Genomic DNA, 650 nt, shown 5'->3' on the forward strand with positions numbered 1-650 from the left:
CCCTTGAGCAGATCAACAATCAGATCACCTCGCTTCAGAACGAGGCACAGATGCTGATCAACCAGGCGAGGAACCTCACCTCGCTGCCGACCTCGATGCTTGACCAGATCGAAGGCAATTTCTCTCAGATGAAGAGCCTGCTCGGCGAGGCCGACCAGCTCGCCTACAGCGTTAGGGAGATCGATAGCCAATTTACGTCCGCCTACCAAAACTTTGGCTCTGACCTTTCCGGCCAGCAGCTTGTCGATGGTGCACGCGAGCGCTGGCGGACATCGGTGTCGGCCTTCGAGCATTCATTGAAGGCCGGTGCCGTTGCCGTGGACAATATCGATGGGACGCAGCAGCAGACCAGCGCCCTGGTCGGCGCCAGCCAATCGGCCGTTGGTGTGCTGCAGGCGACGCAAGCCGGCAATCAGTTGCTTGCCGTTCAAGCAAAGCAGGTCGCCGATCTTACGGCGATGCTCGCCGCGCAAGGCCGCGCTGAAGCGTTGGAGAAAGCCAGGCAAGCAGCAGCTCAGGAACAAGCGCGAGAGCAGTTCAGCCGCTTCATGACGGGCAGCAGCTACAGCCCGTCATCGGTAAAAATGTTCCACGACTGAGGCAGGTCATGGATTTCAAGATCGCCGCCCGGATGACAGCCGTCCTTGCCC

At 59.7% G+C, this 650-nt stretch carries 1 protein-coding gene; it reads left to right on the forward strand.

Annotation, left to right across the window (positions count from 1 at the left end):
* Window positions 1–599 (forward strand): P-type conjugative transfer protein TrbJ (gene trbJ / locus EN990_RS35260; RefSeq protein ID WP_127388581.1); only part of this gene is annotated, 599 nt, incomplete at its 5' end.
* Window positions 600–650: the final 51 nt, after the last annotated feature.

It is taken from the genome of Mesorhizobium sp. M7A.F.Ca.US.005.03.1.1, assembly GCF_003997975.1.
Taxonomy (GTDB): domain Bacteria; phylum Pseudomonadota; class Alphaproteobacteria; order Rhizobiales; family Rhizobiaceae; genus Mesorhizobium; species Mesorhizobium ciceri.